Here is an 18,501-nt window from a genome sequence, read left to right as displayed (position 1 = left end):
TCTGCAAAGTTGAGTCTATTCCACTCAAGGCTGAGCAGGGCACGCTTCGGACGTACTCTCGGCCCATGTCCCATGACGTACTCAACCCGACGCCCGAGTACCTCGCCTTCTGGCGGGAGCGGCACGTCTGCACCCTGACCACCCCGCGCCCCGACGGCACCCCGCACGTGGTGCCGGTGGGCGTGACGTACGACCCGGTGGCGGGCCTGGCCCGGGTGATCAGCAACAGGCACAGCAAGAAGGTGCGCAACATCCTGGCGTCGCCCGACGGGTCCGCGAGGGTGGCGGTGTGCCAGATGGAGGGGCGGCGCTGGGCCACCCTGGAGGGCCGGGCGGTGATCCGCGCCGACGGGGCGTCGGTCGCCGACGCCGTGGCGCGCTACGCGGAGCGCTACGGGAGGACGCCTTCGCCCAACCCCGACCGGGTCGTCATGGAGATCACCCTCGACCGGGCCATGGGCCGGGCCTGAGACGGATCAGGCCTGCGAAAGCCGCGCCGGAGCGAAGTGATTGTCCGGTTCAACCACTGGACGCGGACATCACAACGGCGCCATCGTGGTCAGGTCCACGATGGCGCCGTTGTGTGGGGGAAGCGCCTGGGCGATCTGCAACGACGGGGGGATCGCGTCAGGCACTGCGGGGGGTGGCGGCGGTGATGTCGGGTTCGAAGAGCTGGTGGTCGCGCTGATCGAGATTGACGAAGACCATGCCGTACCGCACTTCGCAGCGGACGGGCTGCGGTGCGCCCCGGGGGCGGCGCAGGCAGCGGTAGGCACGGACGTCCTCGTCCTCCTCGCGCACGACGACGATCGGCTGGCCGAACAGGGTGACCATCAACGAATCGCCGGTGTGGGGAATGGCGGTGGCGAGATCGATGAACTGCCACCCGGACCGGTAGGCCGAGGCCATCTCGCGGCGGAAGTCGCGGTCGTCGGGGGTCATCAGAGGGCCTTCTCGGGCGCGACGTTCCAGCCACTGTCCGGCTCTCCGGCGGGCCGGGTGTTCCAGCCGCTGTCGGGTTCACCGGCGGGTGTGTCGTTCCAGCCGCTGTCGGGTTCACCGGCGGGAGCGGCGTTCCAGCCGCTGTCGACCGGCGCGACGTTCCAACCGCTGTCCGACTTACCCTTCGGCACGATATTCCAGCCGCTGTCACTGGCCAGTGCGCTCCCCGCATCGCCATTGACGGCGCTGACTGCCCCAAATACCGCAACAGCGGAGAAAACAACGGCAAGCGCCGAGCGAAGCATTCTCTTGTACATGGTCGGCTTCGTCCTCACTTGATGGAATCCTCTCCCCCGCACGTCAGACCATGGCTCATTCAGGCACGTTACGGCCACAGGGACGATGCATCATGTTCTTGCATGTTCAGGACCCTGGGGGGTGGAGATTTGCCCATAAACGATACAAACCCGACACATCCCCACCCCGTCACATCCATGTGCGACGAGGGGGCACGACTTTACGCGGCGGCACTGAGCACCGGCCGGGTACCTCGTAGCGAGGTGGAAAACATCCCCTGCCTGCTCGAATTCGCTCTGCTGCGTCCCGACCCGGATGACGCGAACCAGCTTCGCGCGGTTCCCCCGGCGGTCGCCCTCGCCCAACGCCTGCATCCCCTCGAACGGGAGATCCAGGACCGTCGGCGCAGCGCGATCGACCTCACCGATGCATTCGAGCCGTTCCTGACCATCAGTGCGCAGAACCCCGCCAACACGCACGCCATCACCGTGCTGGAGGGCTTCGACCAGATCAACGCCGCCCTCGACCTGGCCACGGCCGAGTGCCACACGGAGATGCTGACGGTCCAACCCGGCGGTGCCCGGCCGTCCTACGCCCTCACCGAGGCCCTGGAGCGGGACGCGCCGCTCATCGACCGGGGCGTCAGCATCCGGACCCTCTACCAGCACACCGCGCGCCACAGCCAGGGCACGCTCGCCTACGTGGACCGCATCTCCACGGGCAAGGTCGAGATCCGCACCCTCGAGGAACTCATCGAGCGGCTGATCGTGTTCGACCGCACCGTGGCGTTCATCCCCGTCAGCGACGACCGCCGGGTCGCCCTGGAGCTGCGCCACCCCGGGCTGGTCGACTACCTCATCAAGGTCTTCGAGCAGTTGTGGCGCCGCGCGGTGCCGCTCAGCCAGGAAGTTACATACACCCACCGGCCCGACGGCATCTCGGGCGTGCAGCGCTCCATCGCCCAACTGCTGGTCGAGGGGCACGTGGACGAGGCGATCGCCCGACGCCTGGGGATGAACGTACGGACCTGCCGCGCGCACATCGCCAAGCTGGCCACCGCCCTGGGCAGCGGCAGCCGTGCCCAGCTGGGCTTCCTCATCGCCCGGTCGGGCATCCTGCGCGACTCCGCGGGCCCGCCGCCGCTCCCGGAGCCCTGAGGGGCCCACCAGGGGCCTCCGGGACGGCATATGCCCCCGACGTACGGAAGGCCCCGCCCGGAGCGTTCCGGGCGGGGCCTCGCGTACTTACGGGGTGCAGGGGGGCGCCTCCGGCGCCCGCCGGCCGTTCAGACCTGCGGGCGCTTCGGGCCGGGCCGCCACACGACCAGGGCACTGCCGGGCTGCGGCGGCTGGTACGGAACCAGGTCGCGCCGGTACGACGCGTGCACCTGGGCCTCGCGGGCCTGGAGGGCGGCGGCCGCCCCGTCCACGGCCGTGGACAGTTCGGCGACGCGCTGCTGGAGCGCGGCCACCTGGTTCTCCAGTTCGATGATCCGCTTGATCCCCGCCAGGTTGATGCCCTCGTCCTGGGACAGCGCCTGGACCGTGCGCAGGAGCTCGATGTCCCGGGCGGAGTAGCGCCGGCCGCGGCCGGCCGTGCGGTCCGGGGAGACCAGGCCGAGGCGGTCGTACTGGCGGAGGGTCTGCGGATGCAGCCCCGAGAGCTGGGCGGCCACCGAGATCACGTAGACCGGGGTGTCGTCGGTCAGCTGATAGTGGCTCCTGCGGCGGCCGTCCATCTCATGCTCCCTTCACCGACTCGAACAACGCTGCGCGCGGGTCCTGGGGATCCGTGGCGTCGCGGTACATCTCAAGGGCCTCGCGGGCCTTGTCGGACAGCTCCGTCGGAACCGTGACCTCCACCGTGACGAGGAGGTCGCCGCGGGTGCCGTCCTTGCGGACCGCGCCCTTGCCGCGGGCCCGCATCGTACGACCGCCGGGCGTGCCCGGGGGGAGCTTCAGGGTGACCGCCGGGCCGTTCAGGGTCGGCACCTTGATCTCGGCGCCGAGGGCGGCCTCCGCGAAGGTCACCGGGACGGTGACCGTCAGGTTGTCGTCCTTGCGGCCGAACACCGGGTGGCCGTCCACGTGGACCACCACGTAGAGGTCGCCCGCCGGGCCGCCGCGCTCGCCCGGCGCGCCCTTGCCGCGCAGCCGGATCCGCTGGCCGTCGAAGACGCCCGCCGGGATCCGGACCTGCATCGTCCGCGAGCTGCGGGCGCGCCCGCTGCCCTTGCAGACGTCGCAGGGGGTCTCCGCGATGAGGCCGCGGCCCTTGCAGTCGGCGCAGGGGTCGGTCAGCGAGAAACCGCCGCCGCTGCCCCGCGAGACCTGGCCGGTGCCGACGCAGGTCGGGCACACCCGGGGGGTGCCGTTCTTGTCGCCGGTGCCGGAACAGGCCTTGCAGGGTGCCTGCGAGGACATCCGCAGCGGGACGGTCGCGCCGTCCACGGCCTCCGTGAAGGAGAGCGTGACCTCGGACTCGATGTCCTGACCGCGGCGCGGCTGGGTACGGGTACCCGGACCCGGGCCGGTGCCGCGGTTGAACAGGCCGCCGAAGACGTCGCCCAGGCCACCGCCGAAGCCGCCGCCCGGACCGCCCTGCTGTTGCTGACCTCCGAAGAGGTCACCGAGGTCGAAGTTGAACGAGCCGCCGGCGCCGCCGGGGCCGGGGCGGAAGCCACCGTTCCCGAACAGCGCGCGGGCCTCGTCGTACTCCTTGCGCTTCTTGGGGTCCCCGAGGATGTCGTTCGCCTCGGAGATCTCCTTGAAGCGCTCCTCGGCCGAGGCGTCGCCCTTGTTGGCGTCCGGGTGGAACTCGCGTGCGAGCTTCCGGTACGCCTTCTTGATCTCGGCCTCGGTCGCGTCCTTCGGGACACCGAGGACCTTGTAGTAGTCCTTCTCGACGAAGTCCTTCGTGCTCATCCCCGGTGGCCCTCCTCTCGGTTCCCTACATGTTCGACGTCAGCCCTTGTCGGGGGCATCCGTGTCCTTGTCGGACGGCGTGTCGCCGTCTGCGGACTCGGACTTGGCTGCGGGTGCCGCGCCCGGCTGGGGCTCGGCCACCGCGACCCGCGCGGGGCGGATCGTGCGCTCGCCGATCCGGTAGCCCGGCTGCAGGATCGCCACGCAGGTCGTCTCGGTGACGTCCGGCGCGTACGAGTGCATCAGGGCCTCGTGGATCGTCGGGTCGAAGGGCTCGCCCTCCTTGCCGAACTGCTGAAGCCCCATCTTGGCGGCCGCGCTCTCCAGCGATTCGGACACCGACTTGAAGCCGCCGACCAGTTCGCCATGCTCCCGCGCCCGGCCGATGTCGTCCAGGGTCGGGAGGAGTTCCGTCAGGAGGGACGCGACCGCGATCTCCTTGACGGCGATCCGGTCCCGCTCCACGCGACGGCGGTAGTTCTGGTACTCCGCCTGGAGCCGCTGGAGGTCCGCGGTGCGCTCGGAGAGCGCCGTACGGGCCTGGTCCAGCTGCGCCAGCAGAGCGACGTCCGCTGCTGCGGAGTCCCCGGCCGGGGCCGCGGCCTCCTCCTCGGAGGAAGCGGCGGCCTTCGGCTCGGCGGCGTCGTCAGGCGTGCCGTCGGCGGGGACTTCGGGCTTCTCGTCGAATCCCGGGGTCTCCTCCGACATCAGGCAGCGCCACCCTTCGGCTTCTCGTCGTCGACGATCTCGGCGTCGACGACGTCGTCGTCGGCCTTGGCCTGGCCGGCGTCACCGGCGGCGGCGCCACCGGCGGCCTGGGAGGCCTGGGCGTCGGCGTAGATGGCCTGGCCGAGCTTCTGGCTGACCGCGGCGAGCTTCTCGGTCGCGGTGCGGATCTCGGCGGCGTCGTCACCCTTGAGCTTGTCCTTCAGCTCGGTGACGGCCGTCTCGACCTCGGTCTTGACGTCGGCCGGGACCTTCTCCGCGTTGTCCGCGAGGAACTTCTCGGTCTGGTAGACGAGCTGCTCGCCCTGGTTGCGGGACTCGGCCGCCTCCTTGCGACGCAGGTCCTCGTCCGCGTACTGCTCCGCCTCCTGGCGCATGCGGTCGACCTCGTCCTTGCCGAGCGAAGAGCCGCCGGTGACGGTCATCTTCTGCTCCTTGCCCGTGCCGAGGTCCTTGGCCGTGACGTGCATGATGCCGTTCGCGTCGATGTCGAAGGAGACCTCGATCTGCGGGACGCCACGCGGGGCCGGCGGCAGGCCGGTCAGCTCGAACATGCCGAGCTTCTTGTTGTACGCCGCGATCTCGCGCTCGCCCTGGTAGACCTGGATCTGCACCGACGGCTGGTTGTCCTCGGCCGTCGTGAAGATCTCGGACCGCTTGGTCGGGATCGTGGTGTTGCGCTCGATGAGCTTGGTCATGATGCCGCCCTTGGTTTCGATACCGAGGGACAGCGGGGTCACGTCGAGGAGCAGGACGTCCTTGACCTCACCCTTGAGCACGCCGGCCTGGAGGGTCGCGCCGATGGCGACGACCTCGTCCGGGTTGACGCCCTTGTTGGCGTCCTGACCGCCGGTGAGCTCCTTGACGAGCTCGGCGACGGCCGGCATGCGGGTGGAGCCGCCGACCAGGACCACGTGGTCGATCTCGGACAGCGCGATGCCGGCGTCCTTGATGACGTTGTGGAACGGGGTCTTGCAGCGGTCCAGGAGGTCCGCGGTGAGCTGCTGGAACTGGGCGCGCGTGAGCTTCTCGTCCAGGTGCAGCGGGCCCTCGGCGGAAGCCGTGATGTAGGGCAGGTTGATCGAGGTCTCCGTGGAGGAGGACAGCTCGATCTTCGCCTTCTCGGCGGCCTCGCGCAGACGCTGGAGCGCCATCTTGTCCTTGGACAGGTCGACGCCGTGACCGTTGGCGAACTGCTTCACCAGGTAGTCGACGACGCGCTGGTCCCAGTCGTCACCACCGAGGTGGTTGTCACCGTTGGTGGCCTTCACCTCGACGACGCCGTCACCGATCTCGAGGAGCGACACGTCGAAGGTGCCGCCACCGAGGTCGAAGACGAGAATGGTCTGGTCGTCCTTGTCGAGACCGTAGGCCAGGGCGGCGGCGGTCGGCTCGTTGACGATGCGCAGGACGTTCAGACCCGCGATCTCACCGGCCTCCTTCGTCGCCTGACGCTCGGAGTCGTTGAAGTAGGCCGGGACGGTGATGACCGCGTCCGTGACCTTCTCACCCAGGTAGGCCTCGGCGTCGCGCTTCAGCTTCTGCAGGATGAAGGCGCTCATCTGCTGCGGGTTGAAGTCCTTGCCATCCAGGTTGATCTTCCAGTCAGTGCCCATGTGGCGCTTGACGGAACGGATGGTCCGGTCCACGTTCGTGACCGCCTGGCGCTTGGCGACCTCGCCGACGAGGACCTCGCCGTTCTTGGCGAAGGCGACGACGGACGGCGTGGTCCTGGCGCCCTCGGCGTTGGTGATGACGGTGGGCTCGCCGCCTTCGAGAACGCTGACGACGGAGTTAGTGGTGCCCAGGTCGATGCCGACCGCACGTGCCATTTTGATTCCTCCAGCTGACTTGAGTGGAACAGGCTCAAGAATGCCCCACCTTCGTCCGTCCGTCAACAGAGCTGAGCCGAGGGGGCTCAACCTTTAGGCCTTCCTTACGCGCAACCCGGAGGACACAGGGCCGAGCGGGGGAACGGCGCCGCGCGGCGCGCCGGGCGCGCGGGGGCCGTCCGGCACCGTGCTGGCATGCCTCTGCTGCTGACGCTCCCGACCCGGTGGACCCTGCCCGCGAGGCCGCCCGCCAAGCGGGTGCTCGACCTCGCCGGCGCACTGGTCCTGCTGGGCCTGGCCGCGGTCCCGCTGCTGCTGACCGCCGCCCTGCTGTACGCGGCCGGCCGCGCGGGCGTCCTCGTACGCGCTCCGGCCGTCGGGCTCGGGGGCCGGTCGTTCCGCACCTGGCGGCTGCGCACCGAGGACTCCGGGCGGATCGGCGCGGCGGTCCGGCGGTGCGCCCTGGACGGGCTGCCGCAGCTGCTCAACGTGGTGCGGGGCGAGATGTCCTTGGTCGGACCACGTCCGCAATGCGATACGGGTCGACCGGAGCGGCTCCTGGTACGCCCGGGTATGACCGGATTGTGGCAGGTCAGCGCGCGGTCCGACCTCCCCTGGGAGGAGATGACCCTGCTCGACCGGCACTATGTGGAGAGCCATTGGCTGGGGATGGATCTCGCGATCCTCGCGCAGACCCCTCGGGCGGCCTACCGACAGAGGCATGCCTGAGCGACACAGATCACCGCACGCTCACCTACATTGCGGCGCGGGGAATGGGTAACCTCAAGCCTTGACTCAATAAGTTACCGCTTAGTAAGTCCCGCCCGAGGAGCCCTCCCATGCAACTCGCCGCGATCATCGTGTCGCTGGTTCTGACCGTGGTCGGCGTCGCGCTGCTCGCCCGAGCCGTGGCGCAGATCTACCGCTTCGTGAAGCTCGGCCAGCCCGTGCCGGCGGGCAGCCGCACGGACCGCCCGAAGGATCGAACGCTCACCCTGGTCAGGGAGTTCCTCGGCCACAGCCGGATGAACCGCTGGGGCATCGTCGGCTTCGCGCACTGGTTCGTCGCGATCGGCTTCCTGACGCTGCCGCCGACACTCGCCCAGGCGTACGGCCAGCTCTTCCAGGCCGACTGGACGCTGCCGATCATCGGCGGCTTCCTGCCGTTCGAGATGTACATCGAGTTCATCGGCCTGATGACCGTCGTCGGCATCCTCGTGCTGATCGTGATCCGACTGCTCAGCCTTCCCTCGCGGGCCGGCCGCAAGTCGCGTTTCACCGGCTCGAAGGCCTGGCAGGCGTACTTCGTCGAGTACATCATCCTCACGATCGGCCTCGCGATCCTCGCGCTGCGCGGTCTTGAGGGCGCGATCCACCACGTGGACTCGTACGACCCGGCGTACTTCGTCTCGTACCCGCTGGTGCTGGCCTTCAAGGGGCTCTCGCTCGGCGCGCTGCAGAACGCCATCTACTTCACCGCGATGATCAAGATCGGCACCTCGCTGATCTGGATGATCGTCGTCTCGCTCAACACCAACATGGGTGTCGCCTGGCACCGCTTCCTCGGCTTCCCGAACATCTGGTTCAAGCGGAACGCCGACGGTTCCGTCGCGCTGGGCGCGCTCCAGCCGATGACCAGCGGTGGCAAGGAGATCGACTTCGAGGACCCGGGCGAGGACGACTCCTTCGGCGTCTCCCAGGTCGAGCAGTTCTCCTGGAAGGGCATCCTCGACTTCTCCACCTGCACCGAGTGCGGCCGCTGCCAGTCGCAGTGCCCCGCGTGGAACACCGGCAAGCCGCTCTCCCCGAAGCTCCTGATCATGTCGCTGCGCGACCACGCGCACGCCAAGGCCCCGTACCTCCTCGCGGGCGGCGGCAAGGACATGGAGGGCAACGAGAAGGCCACCGCCGAGCAGCTGAAGGACGTCCCGGCGGCCGCGCTGGCGGAGGCCGAGCGCCCGCTGATCGGCACCGCCGAGGAGAACGGCGTCATCGACCCGGACGTGCTGTGGTCCTGCACGACCTGCGGCGCGTGCGTCGAGCAGTGCCCCGTCGACATCGAGCACATCGACCACATCGTCGACATGCGCCGCTACCAGGTGATGATCGAGAGCGCGTTCCCGTCCGAGGCGGGCACGATGCTCAAGAACCTGGAGAAGAAGGGCAACCCCTGGGGCCTGGCCAAGAAGCAGCGCGTCGAGTGGACGAAGGAGGTCGACTTCGAGGTCCCGATCATCGGGAAGGACGCGGAGGACCTCTCCGAGTTCGACTACCTGTACTGGGTCGGCTGCGCGGGCGCCCTGGAGGACCGGGCGAAGAAGACCACGAAGGCCTTCGCGGAGCTCCTGAACATCGCGGGCGTCAAGTTCGCGATCATGGGCGGCGACGAGAAGTGCACCGGTGACTCGCCCCGCCGCCTGGGCAACGAGCCGCTGTTCCAGCAGCTCGGCCAGGAGAACGTCGCGATGCTGAACATGGCGTTCGGCGAGGACGACGACGACCCGTCGACGAGGAAGCCGAAGTCGGCGAAGCGGATCGTCTCCACCTGCCCGCACTGCTTCAACACCATCGCGAACGAGTACCCGCAGCTCGGCGGCGAGTACGAGGTCATCCACCACACGCAGCTGCTCCAGCACCTCATCGACGAGGGCCGGCTGCTGCCGGTGACCCCGGTCGACGGACTGGTCACGTACCACGACCCCTGCTACCTGGGCCGCCACAACAAGGTCTACACGCCGCCGCGCGAGATCATGTCGTCGGTGCCGGGCCTGCGGCAGCAGGAGATGCACCGCCACAAGGAGCGGGGCTTCTGCTGTGGCGCCGGTGGCGCGCGCATGTGGATGGAGGAGCGGATCGGCAAGCGCATCAACAACGAGCGCGTCGACGAGGCCCTGTCCCTGAACCCGGACATCGTCTCCACCGCCTGCCCGTTCTGCCTGGTCATGCTGACCGACTCGGTCAACGGCAAGAAGAACGACGGCCAGGCCAAGGAGTCCGTGCAGGTCGTCGACGTGGCGCAGCTGCTGCTGGAATCGGTGAAGGCCCCGGAGCCGACGGCGGAGGAACTCGCCGAGGCGCTGGCCGCGCAGGAGGCGGAGGAAGCGGCGGCTGCGGCTGCGGCTGCCGCTGCCGCTGCCGAGAAGGCCGAGGCCGAGGCGAAGGCGAAGGCCGCCGCTGAGGCGGAGGCCGCGACGAAGGCGAAGGCCGAGGCCGAGGCCGCCGCGAAGGCTGCCGCCGAGGCGGCTGCGGAGGCCCCGGCCGCCGAGGCGCGGGTCAAGGACGAGGCGAAGGCCGAGGCCGAGGCCGACGACGCCGCGGCAAAGGCCGAGGCCGAGGACGAGGCGAAGGCTCCCGCTGCCGAGGCGGAGGCCGCTACGGAGGCCCCCGCCGTTGAGGCGCAGGCCAAGGACGAGGCGAAGGCTCCCGCTGCCGAGGCGGAGGCCGAGGCCGCTGTGGAGGCCCCCGCCGCCGGGATGGAGGCCGAGGGCGAGGCGAAGGCCGACTCCGAGGTCGAGGAGGCCAAGGCTGACGACGCGCCCACCGCCGAGGCCGAGGCCCCGGCCGAGGTGAAGGCCGAGGACGAGGCCGCCGCCGAAGCGGAAACCACCGCCGAGGACGAGGCCGAGCCTGCCGCGGAGGCCAAGGACGAGGACCAGGCAGCCACCGCCGAGGCCGAGGACGACGGGGCCGAAGACAAGAGCGGCGACGCGGCCAAGGACGAGGCGGGGGCCAAGGGCGGCAAGTAGCCCCGTCCCACCGCGCGGCAGCGCGGGCGCAGGAACGGCCGGTCCCCATCGGGGGCCGGCCGTTCCCGTTCCCGTTTCCGTTGGCGGGACGGGGCGTGACGGACTGGTCAGCCGCGACCGCGGCGCAGCATCGCGAAGCCCAGGCCGGCCGCGCCCATCGCGGCCATGCCGCCGCCGGCGGCCACCAGCGCCGGGGTGTCGCCCTGGTGCGCGACCCCTTCCGCACCGGCCCGCACGCCACCCTTCGGCACGATCCGCTCGGACGGCGTCGTCCCGGCGGGCCTCACCGGCGGGGCCGGGGCCGGGACCGTGGCCGGCTTCGCCTTCTCCACCGTGTACGTTTCGATCAGCTTGCCGGTGGTGAAGTCGTAGACCCAGCTGTTGCCGCCGCTCCTACCGTCGATGGCGACGAACTTGATCCGCCGGCCGTCCTGGACCAGCTTGTACATCCAGCCGTCCTGCAACACGTCCGGGTGCTTCAGGTCGATCGTGACGGGCGGGAGCCCGTTCGGCATGGAGAGCTCGACGCGCTTGCCGTGGTGGCCGTCGACGAGCTTCGCGATCCGCCCGTCGGGCAGGGTGACGCGGACCCAGGTCTCCTTCCTGACCTCCGGCTTCGGCTTCGGCTTCGCGACCGGCTTCTCGACCGGCTTGCCGACCGGCTTGCCGCCCTCGACCCACGAGGTGACCGTCCCGTTCCCGTGCAGGGTGACGTGGAGGCCGTTGTGCGTGCCGTTCGTCGACCGGCCGTTGCCGCCGACCAGGGTGCCGATCTTGCGGTCACCGGCGAATATGTCGGCCTCGAAGCGCTGGTCGCCGACCCGGTAGACCTTCGCGACGGAACCGTCGGCCAGCCTCACCGTGGTGACGTAGCCGCGCGCCTCGACCGGCGGCGCGGTCGGCTTCGCGACGGGCGGGGCGGTCGGAGTCGTCGGCGGGGTGGTCGGGGGCACAGTCGGGGGCACCGTCGGGTCCACGGCCGGCTGCTCGATCCCGGGCAGCACCTCGGGCTCCGGAGCCGTCGGGGAGTCCGCGAAGGCGGATCCGACGGGCAGCGCCAGCACGGCGGCGGCTCCCGTGAGAACGGCGGCGGTACGAAGGGTGCTGCGGCGGGTGCTGCGCATGGTGCGGGCTCTTTCCTGCTCGTTCGTGACTCCGTGGCGACGACACCGACGAAGCTACGGGCCCGATACGTAGGCATTCCGTCGGGAACGTAACGAACCCCCGCAGACTGGCGCGCAGCCGAGTAAATCACCCACCCGGGCATCCCCTAGGGGATGTCACAGCTCAGCCGCAAAGGCCACGTGTTCCGGCGGCCCGGCCACCGACGGCCCGCCGAGCAGGTACTTTCGATCACGTGGCTGGATTCAGGATCGGACGCGGCCGGGACAACAACCGCACCCCGCAACAACCCCCGCAACCCCCGCGGCAGCAGCCGTACGGTCAGCAGCGCCAAGCGCCGCAGGCACCGTACGGTCAGCAGCCCTACCCTCCCGCCGGTCCACCCCCGCAGCAGCAATGGCCCCAGCAGGGTGCCGCCGGGGGTCATCACGGCGAGCCCGAGTACTTCGACCCGTACGGCCAGCAGCAGCAGCCGCAGGCCCCGTACGCGGCGCCGCACGAGCCCTCGTACGCGAACAACCCGGGACACACCCAGGCCTTCGTGTTCGGCGAGGACCCGTACAACCAGGGCCCGACCTACCAGGCGGGTGCGGCGGCGGCCGCTCCCGTGGGGCCCAGGCTGCACTGGAAGGAGCTCCTGCGCGGCATCGTCATGCGCCCGGGGCCGACCTTCCTCCAGATGCGCGACCACGCCGTCTGGGGGCCCGCGCTGGTCGTCACGTTCCTCTACGGAATGCTGGCGGTCTTCGGCTTCGACAAGGCCCGCGAGGACGCCATCAAGGCGACCCTCACCCAGGCGATCCCGATCGTCCTCACCACCGGGCTGGCGTTCATCATCTGCGGCCTCATCCTCGGCGCGGTCACCCACACGCTGGCGCGCCAGCTGGGCGGCGACGGGGCCTGGCAGCCGACGGTCGGGCTGTCGATGCTGGTCATGACGATCACGGACGCCCCGCGCCTGCTGGTCGCGGTGTTCCTGGGCGGCGACAACATGTTCGTCCAGGTGCTCGGGTGGATCACCTGGCTCGCGGCCGGCGCGCTCTTCACGTCGCTGATCAGCAAGTCGCACGACCTGCCGTGGCAGAAGGCGCTCGGCGCCTCCGCCATCCAGCTGGTCGCCCTGCTGTCGATCATCAAGCTGGGCACGCTCTGACCGGTCTCCGACCCCGTACGCACAGGAGGGGCCCGCCGCGCCGACCGCGCCGCGGGCCCCTCCGTACGTCTCGCCTCAGGCGTCGAGGACCTGGCCCTCGCGCTTGACCACGGGCGGTTCGACCGACCAGGGGAAGTTGATCCACTCGTCGGTCTTCTTCCACACGTACTCGCACTTCACGAGGGAGTGGGACTTCTCGTAGATCACGGCAGAACGGACCTCGGCGACGTGCCCGAGGCAGAAGTCGTGGACCAGCTTCAGCGTCTTGCCGGTGTCGGCGACGTCGTCGGCGATCAGGACCTTCTTGTTCGTGAAGTCGATCGCCTCGGGCACCGGCGCCAGCATGACCGGCATCTCCAGCGTGGTGCCGACGCCGGTGTAGAACTCCACGTTCACGAGGTGGATGTTCTTGCAGTCGAGCGCGTACGCCAGCCCACCCGCGACGAAGACCCCGCCACGGGCGATGCTCAGGATGATGTCGGGCTCGTAGCCGTCGTCGGCGATGGTCTGCGCGAGCTCGCGCACGGCGCGTCCGAACCCCTCGTAGTCGAGGTTCTCGCGTACTCCGTCAGTCATGCCTCGTGCCTCACCTGGGTGCGGTGGAAGTTCTGGAAGGAGCGCGAGGCGGTCGGCCCGCGCTGCCCCTGGTACCGGGACCCGTACCGCTCACTGCCGTACGGGAACTCCGCCGGCGAGCTGAGACGGAACAGGCAGAGCTGCCCGATCTTCATGCCCGGCCACAGCTTGATCGGCAGGGTGGCGAGGTTCGACAGTTCGAGGGTGACGTGACCCGAGAACCCGGGGTCGATGAACCCGGCGGTCGAATGCGTCACCAGGCCCAGCCGGCCGAGGCTGGACTTCCCCTCCAGTCGGGAGGCGATGTCCTCGGGGAGCGAGATGACCTCGTACGTCGACGCGAGCACGAACTCGCCCGGGTGGAGGATGAACGCCTCGTCCCCCTCCGGCTCGACCATGCGGGTCAGGTCGGGCTGCTCGACGGCGGGGTCGATGTGGGCGTAACGGTGGTTCTCGAAGACCCGGAAGAACCGGTCGAGACGCACATCGATGCTGGAGGGCTGCACCATCGACTCGTCGAAGGGGTCAATGCGAACCCGTCCGCTGTCGATCTCGGCCCGGATGTCTTTGTCGGAGAGAAGCACGTCCCGAGGATACGCAGAGCGCCGGGGCCACCCCCAATCGAGAGCGGACCCGCGCGCCCCGCCCGGGCTCCCCGGCTAGCGCTTGGCGCCGCCCACGGGCACGGCGTGCCTCAGCCGCGCGCACCGCGGGCACCTCAGCAGCCGCCCGGGCCCGATCCGCCCGGCACCGAGGTGCTGGAGCGGGAACGAGGCGGTACTGAAAACGTGCCCTTCGGCACAACGGACGACGGTGTGCTCCATCGAGTCCCTTTCCCCAACGAGCCGTACTGCGATGAATCGCCACATTAGGGGATGTTCGGGACTCGCTCCAGCCGCCACTCCAGCCGCCGCACCTCGCCCTAGGCTACGCCCCAACTCCCGCACCCACGCGCCCCGATGTCACCGACGGCACGACACCGCCCACGCGGGGGAATTCACCGCGGGTCGATCATGGGGTACAGTGTGCAACGGTACGGAACCAGGCAACTGGTCCATATTGCGGATGTAGTTTAATGGTAGAACATGAGCTTCCCAAGCTTATAGCGCGGGTTCGATTCCCGTCATCCGCTCTCGCAAGAAGCCCCAGGTCAGCGACCTGGGGCTTTTTCGTTGTCCAGACCTGTTAGACCCTCCCGTGCCCTCCACGTGCCCCAACTGGCGGGAATGCCCTGCTCGGAGGGCCTTTCGCGCGCCACTTGCACCACACGGGCGCCGCCGATCTCGGATCGCGAGACGCGTTCGCGATGGCCCGCGTCACAGCACTGCCCCTGCCGCGCGAATTCGCTTTCCCAAAGAGGCGGTTGGCCGGAAGGGTCCGGGGGCAGACCCGCGACGGGACCACCCGGTCCTCTCTCCCCGCCAACACCGCCTTCCTGCCCAACGGTGCTCGCGATGAGAGTGCCACGCCTCCCGGCGGGCCCCTGAGATCACCGTTCAGCCGACCGTCTCGCCAGGAGGTTCCCGCGGGTGCCGATGGATGAAGACAGTGACCCCGAACAGGACACCCCGGCAGAGCGGCCGGGCACGGATGGTCCTGCCGTTCACGTGTGGGCCACGGCCGGCCCACCATGCCTTCCCGCCGAGGCGGCCGCCACCGTCGAGGCCATCGTGCGGGCTGTGCACCACGGCGATGATGCTCGTATCCGAATCCTGTTGGCAGCCTTGGTCGACGTCGCCGACACCGAGGTTCTCCTCCACCTGCGAGAGCGGCTCGCGAACGACCGCGGTGACGGTCAGCCGCCGTGAACAGCCGTGCAGCGAGTGCGGGGCCGGCCGCGCCGCCCTGCCGTGGGCGCCCCAGCGACCCCCATCTGGCGGACACCCTTGCCCTCGAAACGCTGCACTCAGGGGGAATCAATATCTGTCCCCGCGGTCAGAGAGTTTAATGGACCCCGCATGGAGAGTTTTTCCGCGCCGCGCACGATGGAGATATTTCACGCACACAAACCGTTGCGGCGTGCTACTGTCGATCTCGGTTGCAGTTTTGGTACCCAAAAACTTCAAGTGCTCCAGTCGGCCTTCGCGCCACATTCGAGCACTTCATATTTCCGGGCAGTTTTCCGGCGGGGCATCATCGCGGCGACACGGTGTCCGTACAGTGCGGACGCCGGTGTACTGCCCCAAAGGAGATATGACATGGCATCTGGCACCGTGAAGTGGTTCAACGCGGCCAAGGGTTTCGGCTTCATCGAGCAGGACGGTGGCGGCGACGACGTCTTCGCCCACTTCTCGAACATCGCCGCCCAGGGCTTCCGCGAGCTGCTGGAAGGCCAGAAGGTGAACTTCGACATCGCGCAGGGCCAGAAGGGCCCGACGGCCGAGAACATCGTTCCCGCCTGACGCTGACGCGCATTTCGTAGCTGGGGCCCGCATCCCTCGGGGTGCGGGCCCCAGCTGCACACATTCCCCGCAGTGGTGCCGCCTGCGGGACGAGACATCCGGGTTACAGCCTCCTCGGATCTTCACCCCACTCGATTTTTCTGGATTCCGCGTCCACACGACGCCCCCTCTCAGCGCCTGCGCCCATACAGAATCCCTGTAGGTCAGAGCCGCTTTCGCATTCCATTCGGCCCGTTCCTGTGATTCCCCGCGCTGCTATTACGCTGCGGGAATTCCTTGATACGTGCCGGCATCAAGGAAGGTTCTGAATGAACCGCACACGTACGAATGACCGTTCCTCTCGCACCCGCAGCCGCACCGGCGGCCCCGCTTTCGGCGCTACCGCCGGTTCGGAGCGGGGCAGCCGCTTCGGATCGTCCTCCCCCAGCCGTTCGGGGGGTCCGAGCCGCTCCGGCGGCTACGGGCGCCGGCCCGCCGCGGTCCAGGGCGAGTTCGCCCTGCCGAAGACCGTCACTCCCGCGCTGCCCGCCGTCGAGGCCTTCGCCGATCTCGACATGCCGGCCGAGCTGTTGGCCGCTCTCGGCGCGCAGGGTGTGACCGTGCCCTTCCCGATCCAGGGCGCCACCCTGCCCAACACCCTTGCGGGCCGTGACGTGCTCGGCCGCGGGCGCACCGGCTCCGGCAAGACCCTCGCCTTCGGTCTCGCCCTGCTGGCCCGCACCGCCGGACAGCGCGCCGAGCCCCACCGGCCGCTCGCCCTGGTCCTCGTCCCCACCCGCGAGCTGGCCCAGCAGGTGACCGACGCCCTCACGCCGTACGCCCGCGCCGTGAAGCTGCGCCTGACCACGGTCGTCGGCGGCATGTCGATCGGCAAGCAGGCCGGAGCGCTGCGCGGAGGCGCGGAGGTCGTCGTAGCCACGCCCGGCCGGTTGAAGGACCTCATCGACCGCGGCGACTGCCGGCTGAACCAGGTCGCGATCACCGTCCTGGACGAAGCCGACCAGATGGCCGACATGGGCTTCATGCCGCAGGTCACCGCGCTGCTCGACCAGGTGCGCCCCGAGGGGCAGCGGATGCTGTTCTCAGCCACCCTCGACCGCAACGTCGACCTGCTGGTCCGTCGCTACCTGACCGACCCCGTCGTGCACTCGGTGGATCCCTCGGCCGGTGCGGTGACCACGATGGAACACCACGTACTGCACGTCCACGGCGCCGACAAGCACCGGACCACGACGGAGATCGCGGCGCGCGAGGGCCGGGTGATCATGTTCCTGGACACCAAGCACGCCGTCGACCGGCTGACCCAGGACCTGCTGAACAGCGGTGTCCGGGCCGCCGCCCTGCACGGCGGGAAGTCGCAGCCGCAGCGCACGCGCACCCTCGCCCAGTTCAAGACGGGCCACGTGACCGTGCTGGTCGCGACGAACGTGGCGGCGCGCGGCATCCACGTCGACAACCTCGACCTCGTCGTGAACGTCGACCCGCCCACCGACCCCAAGGACTACCTGCACCGGGGCGGCCGCACCGCCCGCGCCGGCGAGTCCGGCAGCGTCGTCACCCTGGTCACCCCCAACCAGCGCCGCGACATGACCCGCCTCATGCAGGCCGCGGGCATCACCCCGCAGACCACCCAGGTCCGCTCGGGCGAAGAGGCCCTGAACCGGATCACCGGTGCCCAGGCTCCCTCCGGAATCCCCGTCGTCATCACCGCACCGGTCGTCGAACGCGCCAAGCGCAGCACGGCCTCCCGTGGCAGGCGACGGCCCGCTTCGACGGTCCGGCGTGTGAGCGTGCGGCAGTCCGCCTTCGATGCGGCGGCCTGAGAACCACGTGATCAGGAAACTGACCCATCTCTGCAGGAGGCACGTTTTGACGCTGGTCCAGATGCAGCCCCGCTCGGCGAACGCCAACCCTGCACACCGGACGGTGGGCGACGCGATGGAGGCGACCGGTCCGCAGGTCTGTGACGACATGACGGTCGAGGTGGCCCTGGCTGTCATGGCCAGTGCCCGCGCGGGTCATCTGCTCGTCTGCGACGAGGACGGCCTGTGCACCGGGCTGGTCACCCGGGCCAGGCTCACCACCGTCCGCGACAGCGCGGCGTACACGGACCAGGTCCGTCTCCGCGACTTTCTGGGCGACCGCGGGCCGGTCACCTCGCCCGTGACCACGATGGCCGAAGCCGAACACGCGATGCGCTACCGCCGGCTCGATGCCCTGCCGGTCGTCGATGACCAGGGCAGCGCTCTGGGCGTCCTCGCCCTTGCCCGCTGAACCGCCTCACCGAGGAACGACCGCCCCCTCCTACTTCCTGTCTACTTCCTGTGAGGCAACATGCGCTGCGTCATCGCCCGTTTCCCGTTCGACCTGACCAAGAGCGGTGTCCTGGAATCGATGAAGGGCGTCAAGCCCGAGCAGGTCATCGGCGAGTCCGTGATCATCGGCCGCCGTACTTACCCCGTCAAGCAGGTCGGTCAGGTCATCACCCGCCAGGACCGCCGTGACTTCAGCGCCGGTGAAGTCCTCCGGGCCATGACCCAGCTCGGGTTCACCTGCCGCGGCCTCCCCCGGGCCGCCGTGCCGACGCGTGTCCTCAGCCCGCTCCAGCAGGCTTCCGCGATGCTCGGCATCCCGGTGACCGTCTGACGGACGGATCGGCGCGAGCCGACGTCCCCCGACAGCGAGGAGGGGGGGGCCCCGCCCCCCCCCCCGGGGCCCCCCCCCCCCCCCCCCCGGGCCCCCCCCCCCCCCGGGCCGGGTGGGGGTATATGCATTACCACC

General features: G+C 69.6%; 18 protein-coding genes, 1 tRNA gene and 1 pseudogene. 11 read left to right on the top strand and 9 right to left on the bottom strand.

The window, feature by feature from the left end:
- The first annotated feature begins 65 nt into the window (after nt 1-65).
- Nucleotides 66-470, top strand: a complete 405-nt coding sequence (locus NOD94_RS23985; protein ID WP_281208139.1) for a TIGR03618 family F420-dependent PPOX class oxidoreductase — start codon at nt 66-68, stop codon at nt 468-470.
- Between the two features lie 157 nt (nt 471-627).
- Here the strand turns inward: NOD94_RS23985 and NOD94_RS23980 are convergent, their stop codons facing one another.
- Both NOD94_RS23980 and NOD94_RS23975 read right to left on the bottom strand, forming a co-directional pair.
- The gene (locus tag NOD94_RS23980) at nt 628-942 is read right to left on the bottom strand and encodes a (2Fe-2S)-binding protein (protein ID WP_281208138.1); all 315 of its coding nucleotides are present in this window, start codon (nt 940-942) and stop codon (nt 628-630) included.
- Complete coding sequence (locus tag NOD94_RS23975) at nt 942-1,259, bottom strand: hypothetical protein (protein WP_281208137.1); 318 nt, start codon at nt 1,257-1,259, stop codon at nt 942-944. The genes NOD94_RS23980 and NOD94_RS23975 overlap by 1 nt, the downstream gene beginning before the upstream one ends.
- Before the next feature lie 102 nt (nt 1,260-1,361).
- Between NOD94_RS23975 and NOD94_RS23970 the strand changes: the two genes are divergently transcribed.
- Nucleotides 1,362-2,396 (top strand): helix-turn-helix transcriptional regulator, encoded by a 1,035-nt coding sequence (locus tag NOD94_RS23970; protein ID WP_281208136.1) that lies wholly within the window; start codon nt 1,362-1,364, stop codon nt 2,394-2,396.
- A 128-nt stretch (nt 2,397-2,524) separates the two neighbouring features.
- On the opposite strand, the gene NOD94_RS23965 is transcribed toward NOD94_RS23970, so the two are convergent.
- Genes NOD94_RS23965 through dnaK form a run of 4 tightly spaced genes read right to left on the bottom strand, consistent with a single transcriptional unit; the run spans nt 2,525 to nt 6,721 of the window.
- Nucleotides 2,525-2,977, bottom strand: coding sequence for a helix-turn-helix domain-containing protein (locus tag NOD94_RS23965; protein WP_281208135.1), 453 nt, complete (start codon nt 2,975-2,977; stop codon nt 2,525-2,527).
- 1 nt (nt 2,978) lies between these two features.
- Nucleotides 2,979-4,163, bottom strand: a complete 1,185-nt coding sequence (gene dnaJ, locus NOD94_RS23960; protein WP_281208134.1) for a molecular chaperone DnaJ — start codon at nt 4,161-4,163, stop codon at nt 2,979-2,981.
- 39 nt (nt 4,164-4,202) lie between these two features.
- The gene (grpE, locus tag NOD94_RS23955) at nt 4,203-4,871 is read right to left on the bottom strand and encodes a nucleotide exchange factor GrpE (protein WP_281208132.1); all 669 of its coding nucleotides are present in this window, start codon (nt 4,869-4,871) and stop codon (nt 4,203-4,205) included.
- A complete protein-coding gene (gene dnaK, locus NOD94_RS23950) occupies nt 4,871-6,721 on the bottom strand; it encodes a molecular chaperone DnaK (protein ID WP_281208131.1) in 1,851 nt (616 codons plus the stop codon). The genes grpE and dnaK overlap by 1 nt, the downstream gene beginning before the upstream one ends.
- A 195-nt stretch (nt 6,722-6,916) precedes the next feature.
- On the opposite strand from dnaK, the gene NOD94_RS23945 reads away from it, so the two are divergent.
- Together NOD94_RS23945 and NOD94_RS23940 are read left to right on the top strand one after the other, a co-directional pair.
- Nucleotides 6,917-7,450 (top strand): sugar transferase, encoded by a 534-nt coding sequence (locus tag NOD94_RS23945; RefSeq protein ID WP_281208130.1) that lies wholly within the window; start codon nt 6,917-6,919, stop codon nt 7,448-7,450.
- Between the two features lie 110 nt (nt 7,451-7,560).
- Nucleotides 7,561-9,777: pseudogene (locus tag NOD94_RS23940) on the top strand ((Fe-S)-binding protein); the annotation flags it as partial.
- 797 nt (nt 9,778-10,574) lie between these two features.
- On the opposite strand, the gene NOD94_RS23935 reads toward NOD94_RS23940, so the two are convergent.
- On the bottom strand, nt 10,575-11,591 hold the full coding sequence (locus tag NOD94_RS23935; RefSeq protein WP_281208129.1) for a hypothetical protein: 1,017 nt from the start codon (nt 11,589-11,591) through the stop codon (nt 10,575-10,577).
- A gap of 233 nt (nt 11,592-11,824) precedes the next feature.
- On the opposite strand from NOD94_RS23935, the gene NOD94_RS23930 reads away from it, so the two are divergent.
- Complete coding sequence (locus NOD94_RS23930; protein ID WP_281208128.1) at nt 11,825-12,742, top strand: Yip1 family protein; 918 nt, start codon at nt 11,825-11,827, stop codon at nt 12,740-12,742.
- Nucleotides 12,743-12,817: 75 nt separating this feature from the next.
- On the opposite strand, the gene NOD94_RS23925 is transcribed toward NOD94_RS23930, so the two are convergent.
- Together NOD94_RS23925 and dcd are read right to left on the bottom strand one after the other, a co-directional pair.
- On the bottom strand, nt 12,818-13,318 hold the full coding sequence (locus NOD94_RS23925) for a phosphoribosyltransferase (protein ID WP_281208127.1): 501 nt from the start codon (nt 13,316-13,318) through the stop codon (nt 12,818-12,820).
- Nucleotides 13,315-13,902 carry a dCTP deaminase gene (dcd, locus tag NOD94_RS23920; protein ID WP_281208126.1) on the bottom strand — a complete coding sequence of 196 codons (588 nt, stop codon included), beginning with the start codon at nt 13,900-13,902 and terminating at the stop codon, nt 13,315-13,317. The genes NOD94_RS23925 and dcd overlap by 4 nt, the downstream gene beginning before the upstream one ends.
- A gap of 477 nt (nt 13,903-14,379) precedes the next feature.
- On the opposite strand from dcd, the gene NOD94_RS23915 reads away from it, so the two are divergent.
- The 6 genes from NOD94_RS23915 (at nt 14,380) to NOD94_RS23890 (ending at nt 18,366) form a co-directional block, all read left to right on the top strand.
- A tRNA-Gly gene (locus tag NOD94_RS23915) sits at nt 14,380-14,450 on the top strand.
- A gap of 397 nt (nt 14,451-14,847) precedes the next feature.
- Complete coding sequence (locus NOD94_RS23910) at nt 14,848-15,126, top strand: hypothetical protein (RefSeq protein ID WP_281208125.1); 279 nt, start codon at nt 14,848-14,850, stop codon at nt 15,124-15,126.
- A gap of 390 nt (nt 15,127-15,516) precedes the next feature.
- Nucleotides 15,517-15,720, top strand: a complete 204-nt coding sequence (locus tag NOD94_RS23905; RefSeq protein ID WP_031143202.1) for a cold-shock protein — start codon at nt 15,517-15,519, stop codon at nt 15,718-15,720.
- Nucleotides 15,721-16,028: 308 nt separating this feature from the next.
- A complete protein-coding gene (locus NOD94_RS23900) occupies nt 16,029-17,543 on the top strand; it encodes a DEAD/DEAH box helicase (RefSeq protein ID WP_281208124.1) in 1,515 nt (504 codons plus the stop codon).
- A 46-nt stretch (nt 17,544-17,589) separates the two neighbouring features.
- The gene (locus NOD94_RS23895; RefSeq protein ID WP_281208123.1) at nt 17,590-17,994 is read left to right on the top strand and encodes a CBS domain-containing protein; all 405 of its coding nucleotides are present in this window, start codon (nt 17,590-17,592) and stop codon (nt 17,992-17,994) included.
- A gap of 60 nt (nt 17,995-18,054) precedes the next feature.
- Nucleotides 18,055-18,366, top strand: coding sequence for an SCO5918 family protein (locus tag NOD94_RS23890; protein ID WP_281208122.1), 312 nt, complete (start codon nt 18,055-18,057; stop codon nt 18,364-18,366).
- Nucleotides 18,367-18,501: the final 135 nt, after the last annotated feature.

The sequence above is a fragment of the Streptomyces sp. Isolate_45 genome (assembly GCF_024721315.2).
In the GTDB taxonomy this organism is placed as follows: Bacteria; Actinomycetota; Actinomycetes; order Streptomycetales; family Streptomycetaceae; genus Streptomyces.
This window is presented reverse-complemented; position numbering and strand designations above follow the sequence as displayed.

Bases quoted from the DNA above. Each gene is read 5' to 3' on its own strand.
- NOD94_RS23985 (WP_281208139.1), top strand. From the start codon at position 66: ATGTCCCATGACGTACTCAACCCGACGCCCGAGTACCTCGCCTTCTGG.
- NOD94_RS23980 (WP_281208138.1), bottom strand. From the start codon at position 942: ATGACCCCCGACGACCGCGACTTCCGCCGCGAGATGGCCTCGGCCTAC.
- NOD94_RS23975 (WP_281208137.1), bottom strand. From the start codon at position 1,259: ATGTACAAGAGAATGCTTCGCTCGGCGCTTGCCGTTGTTTTCTCCGCT.
- NOD94_RS23970 (WP_281208136.1), top strand. From the start codon at position 1,362: ATGTTCAGGACCCTGGGGGGTGGAGATTTGCCCATAAACGATACAAAC.
- NOD94_RS23965 (WP_281208135.1), bottom strand. From the start codon at position 2,977: ATGGACGGCCGCCGCAGGAGCCACTATCAGCTGACCGACGACACCCCG.
- dnaJ (WP_281208134.1), bottom strand. From the start codon at position 4,163: ATGAGCACGAAGGACTTCGTCGAGAAGGACTACTACAAGGTCCTCGGT.
- grpE (WP_281208132.1), bottom strand. From the start codon at position 4,871: ATGTCGGAGGAGACCCCGGGATTCGACGAGAAGCCCGAAGTCCCCGCC.
- dnaK (WP_281208131.1), bottom strand. From the start codon at position 6,721: ATGGCACGTGCGGTCGGCATCGACCTGGGCACCACTAACTCCGTCGTC.
- NOD94_RS23945 (WP_281208130.1), top strand. From the start codon at position 6,917: ATGCCTCTGCTGCTGACGCTCCCGACCCGGTGGACCCTGCCCGCGAGG.
- NOD94_RS23935 (WP_281208129.1), bottom strand. From the start codon at position 11,591: ATGCGCAGCACCCGCCGCAGCACCCTTCGTACCGCCGCCGTTCTCACG.
- NOD94_RS23925 (WP_281208127.1), bottom strand. From the start codon at position 13,318: ATGACTGACGGAGTACGCGAGAACCTCGACTACGAGGGGTTCGGACGC.
- NOD94_RS23905 (WP_031143202.1), top strand. From the start codon at position 15,517: ATGGCATCTGGCACCGTGAAGTGGTTCAACGCGGCCAAGGGTTTCGGC.
- NOD94_RS23900 (WP_281208124.1), top strand. From the start codon at position 16,029: ATGAACCGCACACGTACGAATGACCGTTCCTCTCGCACCCGCAGCCGC.
- NOD94_RS23890 (WP_281208122.1), top strand. From the start codon at position 18,055: ATGCGCTGCGTCATCGCCCGTTTCCCGTTCGACCTGACCAAGAGCGGT.